A 7,315-nucleotide genomic window follows, 5' to 3' on the forward strand; every position below is an offset into this window, starting at 1 on the left:
GGATTTTTTTTAGTTTAGCGACACTAATTTCCTAATCCCTTTTTTTATTTCAAATAAAAAATAAAAGTTTCTTTAAGTCAAGATGACTTCAATATGAACATTGGAAGTTTGAACAAATGGAATCGATAAATTTTTCAAAAGAAAAAAGATAAAAAAAGAAAGCCTTTCATCCATTGTTGAAGATTTTAAAAAGTAAGTTTATGATGAAAAATACTACCTGCAAGGTGGAGATTTTTCATCATATCCATCGGACTTGAACTTGTCTTTTAATAATCTGAAACGATACCTTCGTTTTCTTTTATTTATTTTTTCATCAGTCCTTTTATGACCTTCTTATCTTTTTGCTTTTTTGCAGTACCGGAATATCTTCAGAGTCATATCGAATTTGAGTATCACCAAAATTTAATAAAGAAATTATTTCAAAGCTATTTTCTTGAGTTTTAAAAATTTCCTCAAATGCAGAAAAAAGAATATTATTTTCCTCACAAACTTTTTTACCCACTCCATTGACGATACTGATTAGTTTTTCTTTCGTTGTATCGAATAACCCAGGTTGTTTCAATTTTTCAAATTGTAGCGCTTTTATTAAAGTATCTTTTGCAGAATCCAAATACTTTTGTTTTTCAATGGAATAAATAGTTACGTTGGATAAAACACTTGATAATTTCTTCTTCAATACGGAGATTTTTTTTGTAAGATTAATATTCTTGCTTTGAAGTTCTGAAATTATTTTGGTTTTTAACTGTAAAACCTCTCTGTCTTTGATCAATTTTACATTATAGGATTTAAAAACTTTCTCATAGTTTTCAATGGTCTTATCTATTTTAATCCTATTAAATCCTAAAAAGTTGTTTTCCTTCACAATGAAATTTTTAAACTTTTGAGAACCTACTTCGCATTTCATTTCATTTATTTTTTCATTGAGAGCCTGATATTCCTCTTCTTTTTTTTGAATTTTAAACTCTATAGCTTCAAGTCTTCCTTTAGAGCCTTCAACCCCTCTTTCCATTCCTAAGCATTCAGCGGTAATATCCTGCATTTTAGAATAGTGAAATGACTGATGCTTCAATGTTTTACCAGTATCTAAATCCTGCCAGTCGGCAACTAAATGAGCATGCAAATTTGGCTTCCATTCTTTGATATCTTTATCCAAGTGACCTTCATCTTTATGAATAGTAATTTGAAAAATTCTGATCTGAAGCTCTTCCTGAAGCTTTTTAGACAAGTAGTGTAGATCTTGCATCGTAGTGTTTTCCTTAATCACAACTACGGCTTCACGAATCGGCATAGCATTCTTTTGTAATTTCCTGCCTGACTTTTCTTTACAGTAAATTTCTATTTTACGAAGTCTATCACCAATTTTTTCTTCAGACCAATATTCATTCTTTTGGCTTAAATCTTTTCGGATATAATCAAATGTTTTTCTTCTGAAATTATGAGCTTCAGAATTTAATTTAGCAGCCTTGAAATTGATAGAGGTTTTCATTGTGTACCACAAACGATATTAATAAATGTAATATAAGTTTGTTACTACATTTTTTCCTAAAGTTGCATTATTTAGCATAGTTTGGAATCTAATGTCGTAATAACAGAATGTATAAAACAATCTATACTAGTGATTTTAGAAATACCATATATAAAACTAGAATAGTAGATTCAAAAACCATATTAGATATCTTTCTTAATTATCTTTCTGTATTTCAATAATAATATTTTTGCAGTAATGGATGTATTTGAGGAATATAAAGTGAGGAAATCGTCAGAATTCCAGCGTTTGATTGGTGTTAATAAGGGTGCTTTTATATTTCTTAAAGAATTAGATGTTTATAAATCGGAGCTTTGGACCCGTAAATTAGGCAATAGAAGTAGTATGTCTCCAGAAAATCAAATTCTAATTTACTTATTGTATATAAGAAATTATGAAACCTATTTAACCTTAGGTAAAAGATTTAGGATTAGTGAATCTTATGCTTATAAGAGATGTAAGTTTACAGAGATGATTTTATTGAGGTGTTTGAATTGTCCTGATATTGGGAGTTTAAAAATGAGCCTAGAAACCAATTTAGTAGCTATTGATGTATGTGAGCAAGAAATAGAGCGTCCCTTAAAAAATCAAGAAGATTATTATTCGAGTAAAAAAAGCGACATACGATAAAGGTATTAATCATCGGGTGTATTTTGATAGGATTAATCAAAGGGATTAGCTTTGCTGTAGGTACTGTTCATGATTTTCAGATGTTTAAAAACCAATCGGTTGAAATGGCTAAGGATATTACCATCTTAGCAGATTTAGGTTTTTTAGGAATTCAAAAGATTCATGAAAATAGTATTATTCCACACAAAAAATCGAAATTTAAACCACTTACCGAGCAACAAAAGGATGAAAATAAAAAGCAGGCTTCCAAGAGGGTAATAATAGAACATATCAATAGAGATTGTAAAATATTCAGAATTTGCAGCAGTAAATATCGTGGAAAACACAAAAACTATGATAAAAATTGGAGAGTAATTACTACTATCGTCAACCTTAAAAGAACAACAAGAAATTTAAAAATGACAGAGTTTAATTAGGAAAGATATCTATTATAAAATGTCATCGAAATATTATATGATTAAAGACAGAGTAGTGAACATTTTATAGACTAGAAACCTTGAAAAAAAATCTTATAAGGTATAATTCTTCATATTCTCTTAAAATGAAAAAGTAAATATTACGGATTTGTACTTCTTTTATTTTGAATGATTTTAAAATCTTCATTTATTTAAACCAGAAATAAAATCCTCGTAGAGCGAAGCAGAAACTTTGTTAGGACGTAAGGACTTTCAAAGTTGCGAATGAGCTCCTAACTTCTCCATGTAGTTGTTAAATGGAACACATTTTAATAACCAATAAATTCATTCTTAAAAGAATTTTAGGAACATTACTTTTTATAAAGCAGGCTTGGTTTTGATTAATGATTAAAAAGTACAAAACGAATCCATCTGCATATTGTAAATTTTAGGGTGCCTAACTAAAAGGTGGACTTTTTAAAATTATTAGAGCTAATTGAAAGAACAAACTATGCTAAAATATAAGTTGGTTGTATCAATATGCAGGTACATATTTGCGTACCTACCAACAGAAAAAAATTGTAATTCCATTTATTAATACCTCTATCCATAAAAGGCTTCTGATTTAAACATTCATTGACAAACTAAGCCAAATAGTTCCCTACAACACAAGTGTAAAAGCATACCTCCTTTTTCATAATTAATTTTCTGAAAAATGAAAATATGCTGCATAAAGAAACTGTCAGTAAGGAAATGTGGGAACTTCTTCAACAACTGATGAAAGATGAAATACTAAGCGATTTTACTTTGGTGGGTGGTACTGCACTCAGTCTAATGCTGGGTCATCGCCTAAGTATTGACATTGATCTGTTTACAACTAAACCGTTTGACGAGAATTCTATCCTAAACTATTTTGCTAATATCTATCCTGTTGAAGTTAAAAATAAGTTTGAAAATACATTGCTTTTGAAAATATCTCAAATCAAGGTCGATATCCTTGCACATCAGTACCAATGGCAATTGCCTACAATAACAAAAGAAAACGTTAGGCTCGCATCCCTTGAGGATATAGGTGCAATGAAACTTCACGCTATATTTCAAGATGGAAGCAGAATAAAGGACTTTGTCGATATGCATTTTCTATTGGAACACAATTCCCTTAAGACTTATCTTGATTTTTATCAAAAAAAGTACGGAGGAAATCCCTCTCTTGCTGCTTTAATTTTATTACATTATGAAAATATCGATATGGATGTACAAGTTAAGATTATGAAAGGTAAAGATGTAACTTGGCAAAAAATAGAAGAGAGATTAAAAAAATCAGTGTACAACCCATTACTGAAGTTTACTAAAATCAAGGAGCAAAATAACAAACAAAAAGGACGTGGATTCAAGCGTTAAAATTTCATATCTCACTAATATTCAGTAAATTTATATTATGAAAACAAGAAATAAAAAAAGTCGGTCCTTTGATCTCGATCCTGCATTTTTTTGGGATTATGATTTAGATGCGATGGATCTTGATAAAGCCTATAAGTCAATTATCGGTCGTATTGTTGAACGTGGTAATCAAAATGAAATTGACATAATTGTAGAATTTTACACTTACGAAAAAGTAATTAAAGCAATTCGTGAGGAAATTCATTTCTTGCCAAATTATGCAATTGATAAAGCTTTAGAATTTTTTCCGGAACTTAAAAAAGAGGAGATGCACTGCTATCTAAACAGAAAAGATAAACCTTACCATTGGATTTAGATTTAGAAAATGTTTGTTGTAGATAAGACCTAAACCAATAATACTGCTGAGAAAATAATTTCTCAGCAATAAAAATTGAGAGGTGCTAATTTCGTGAGGAAATCATTGGTGAAAATTAGCTTCTTTTTCCTTTTGACAAAAAATGTAAGGTGTCAGCTTTTTAGCGGACTTCTTGCATTTTAAACGATTGTGTAAAAATTGCAATGGCAAAACGACACTATGTGGCAACTATAATATAGCCTCACAGAGCATGCGAACCGATCTGTAAAATTGTGAATGTTCTCCTATCTTCTCCGTACAGTTATTAAAAAGTCAGTATTTTAAAATCTAACTACATTGAATTTGATTTTAAAAATCTCCAATAAATATTCTGCATGGCTTAGTAGTAGTTCGAGTCAGGCAAAAGCAAATGTTTGCTACGGGTTTTGCGCTAGCACTTCATTATATACCAATAAAAAAAGTTTTTTAGCAGTAATACCAAAATGAAATCTAAGTGCTCACTCATCCAGAATATTTGCTAGATGTCCATCTACATTTTCGTTAATATCATTTTTAATTTCGTTCCAAACTTTTTTTCGACAAATAAGCAACTCATCACTATTTAATCTATAAATATCTTTACTAATTTCTCCTCTATCCATCCCATGCCTATATCCACTGATACTTCCGAGGGTATCAAAAATAAGACAGTTTTCCGGATGATCAACTTCAGGGTTTAATAACAAAGGAAGCTCTAGCTGTAAATAGGTTGAATTGCATAGCAGTCTACTCTAACAAGTGTTAAATTTCTACCCGTTGTTGCAATAGGATTATGTGGCTATGCTCTAATCCCTATGATAGGAAATTTGTTTCCTTTTGCATTTTTCCATTGCACTTAGGGCATGCAAATAGCAGATTCGTCCATTCAAGCCCAATAATATCCACTTATTTCAATGTAGTCGTTCTATCCTGATTGCACTTTTGCTTTAGGCCTGTAATGTTCAACTTGCAATGTTGCTGAATGTTCAATTCGAGATTCACAATAATTGCATTTAGGCTGCTCACCTGTTGCAAGTTGGGTTTTATGAATATAATAGGCTTTCAATAAATTTATCACATCATTGTGTGGATGCTATGTAGAATTATATATATTATCTTGATACCACTACTAAGTATATCAATTATTTATATTAATGCTTTAAAGCTAGAGAATATTATATTACAAAATTACATATATACAATTGTACATACTACTGCTTTTACATTTGTATGTACTTACAGTTTTAAAACTATATGCAAGTAACTTAATACATCCCAACAAATGGCAAAAAAAAATTCACTCTATTATTCCTAATATGACCTTTTTGTCAACATATCCTTTATTTCCTCTTAACAATAAATAATAACAAATCCTCAAATTTATAATTTGAGGATTTTTACTTCAGATCACTTTTAAGCTATTAGAGATTACATTAATATAAATTGCATAATTTATTTTGGAATTGAATTGAATTGAGAGTTAAGAGATTACTTCTTCAACATTTTTAAACAACCTCTTTGTTTTCCATTAAGATATTTTTGAGAGCAGACATATCACTACCAACCTTTCGATCTTGTATTTTAGCATAATGTTGTGTCATTCTTATATTCTTATGCCCAAGCATTTTACTCACAGTTTCTAAAGGCACTCCATTGTTAAGCGTAACTGTAGTAGCAAATGTATGTCTTGCAGTATGAAAAGTGATATCAAAATCAATTTCGCATAAATCTCCGATTTCCTTTAAATATTCATTCATCTTTTGATTACTAAGTACAGGTAAAATGGTCATTTCATTGATGCATTTCGGATCATTTTCGTATTTGTCCAAAATTTCAAGTGCGTCTTTTAGTATAGGGATACTCGCCTCAACATTGGTTTTGGTTCTTTTTATTTTAATCCATAATCCCCCGTCAATTCCTTTTGTGATGTTATTCTTTGTAAGATTCTTCACATCAATGTAAGCAAGACCTGTATAACAACAGAAAACAAAAATATCCCGAACAACTTTCAATCGTTCTGTAATGAATTTCTTTCCCTGAATTCTTCTTAATTCTGCATCAGTTAAAAATCTTACATCTACATTTACTATTTTAGATTTATAATTTGCAAAAGGGTTTTTACTGATCCATTCATTATCAATACAGATGTTAATAATCTTTTGAAAGTTTTTAATATACTTAACAGCGGAATTATTACAGCAGTTTCGTACAGTACGTAAATAAAATTCATAGTCAGCTACAAATCCCGCATTAATATATCGAACATCAACATCGGCAATGTTAAATTTCCATTTCATAAACGCCTCAGTATGTCTTAAAGAAGTCTCATATCTTTCCCAAGTTCCCTTGGAGTATTCTTTTCCTATAAGCTCTTCCATCTTTGAGTTATGATCCTTAAAAACCTCCATGAGGGTAACTTTTCTTTCCTCAATTCCTAAATATCTATTACGAAGATTTTCGCAGTTGATTTCCTTCCCTTCATTAAACAAATTACTGTAGCATTCAAATAACCTAGCCCTTACTCCCTCTAAAAAAGAATTTAATTGTTTTGTTCCAGAAGTATTGCCATTTATTTTTCCAGACTTCGTAGCCCATTGTGATGTTTTAATAATTTGCCCCGTTGAAATTTCTGTTCTCTTACCGGAAATGGTAATTCGTAAATAGACTGTAGAAATTGTAGAATTGTTTTTGACTTTTTTTGGATAAAAAAGTACACTGTAGGTTTCCATAACTTGAGATTTTAAAGATTAATAAATGTATTTGCGAATCTTTAAACCTACAAGATGTTCAATAGATGAATAGGCTGTTTAGCTGATATTCGGTGAGTAGAGAATAAGACTTTGGATCAGTCTCAAAAGTTGGGGAGAAAATAAAAAATGCTATTTTTGTATAATGCTAAATGATGCCGAACTGCTTAAATTATTTTTACCTGAACTGTTGATTGAATATTTTGAGATTGTAAAATTTGAAGAAGAAAACCAAATTCTACAT

7 protein-coding genes are annotated in these 7,315 nt (G+C 30.1%); 4 read left to right on the plus strand and 3 right to left on the minus strand.

Translation table 11 applies throughout. The features are described from left to right. Positions 1-322: 322 nt before the first annotated feature. On the minus strand, positions 323-1,486 hold the full coding sequence (locus BUB80_RS22660; protein WP_073297965.1) for a plasmid recombination protein: 1,164 nt from the start codon (positions 1,484-1,486) through the stop codon (positions 323-325). 237 nt (positions 1,487-1,723) lie between these two features. On the opposite strand from BUB80_RS22660, the gene BUB80_RS22665 reads away from it, so the two are divergent. From BUB80_RS22665 to BUB80_RS22680, 4 genes are all read left to right on the plus strand, one after another. Beyond that, on the plus strand, positions 1,724-2,155 hold the full coding sequence (locus tag BUB80_RS22665; protein ID WP_073297967.1) for a transposase family protein: 432 nt from the start codon (positions 1,724-1,726) through the stop codon (positions 2,153-2,155). Between the two features lie 23 nt (positions 2,156-2,178). Then, positions 2,179-2,571 carry a transposase family protein gene (locus BUB80_RS22670; RefSeq protein ID WP_175549647.1) on the plus strand — a complete coding sequence of 131 codons (393 nt, stop codon included), beginning with the start codon at positions 2,179-2,181 and terminating at the stop codon, positions 2,569-2,571. Between the two features lie 702 nt (positions 2,572-3,273). Beyond that, positions 3,274-3,951: a nucleotidyl transferase AbiEii/AbiGii toxin family protein gene (locus BUB80_RS22675; RefSeq protein WP_073297971.1), complete on the plus strand. Its 678-nt coding sequence runs from the start codon at positions 3,274-3,276 to the stop codon at positions 3,949-3,951. 37 nt (positions 3,952-3,988) lie between these two features. Then, positions 3,989-4,306 carry a DUF6922 domain-containing protein gene (locus BUB80_RS22680; protein ID WP_073297973.1) on the plus strand — a complete coding sequence of 106 codons (318 nt, stop codon included), beginning with the start codon at positions 3,989-3,991 and terminating at the stop codon, positions 4,304-4,306. A 497-nt stretch (positions 4,307-4,803) separates the two neighbouring features. Here the strand turns inward: BUB80_RS22680 and BUB80_RS22685 are convergent, their stop codons facing one another. Beyond that, a complete protein-coding gene (locus BUB80_RS22685; RefSeq protein WP_073297974.1) occupies positions 4,804-5,031 on the minus strand; it encodes a hypothetical protein in 228 nt (75 codons plus the stop codon). A gap of 798 nt (positions 5,032-5,829) precedes the next feature. Then, a complete protein-coding gene (locus BUB80_RS22690) occupies positions 5,830-7,053 on the minus strand; it encodes a site-specific integrase (protein WP_073297976.1) in 1,224 nt (407 codons plus the stop codon). Between the last annotated feature and the right edge of the window lie 262 nt (positions 7,054-7,315).

This window comes from Chryseobacterium polytrichastri, from assembly GCF_900142445.1.
Classification (GTDB): Bacteria; Bacteroidota; Bacteroidia; order Flavobacteriales; family Weeksellaceae; genus Chryseobacterium; species Chryseobacterium polytrichastri.

Bases quoted from the DNA above. Each gene is read 5' to 3' on its own strand.
- BUB80_RS22675 (WP_073297971.1), top strand. From the start codon at position 3,274: ATGCTGCATAAAGAAACTGTCAGTAAGGAAATGTGGGAACTTCTTCAA.
- BUB80_RS22690 (WP_073297976.1), bottom strand. From the start codon at position 7,053: ATGGAAACCTACAGTGTACTTTTTTATCCAAAAAAAGTCAAAAACAAT.
- BUB80_RS22680 (WP_073297973.1), top strand. From the start codon at position 3,989: ATGAAAACAAGAAATAAAAAAAGTCGGTCCTTTGATCTCGATCCTGCA.
- BUB80_RS22660 (WP_073297965.1), bottom strand. From the start codon at position 1,486: ATGAAAACCTCTATCAATTTCAAGGCTGCTAAATTAAATTCTGAAGCT.
- BUB80_RS22665 (WP_073297967.1), top strand. From the start codon at position 1,724: ATGGATGTATTTGAGGAATATAAAGTGAGGAAATCGTCAGAATTCCAG.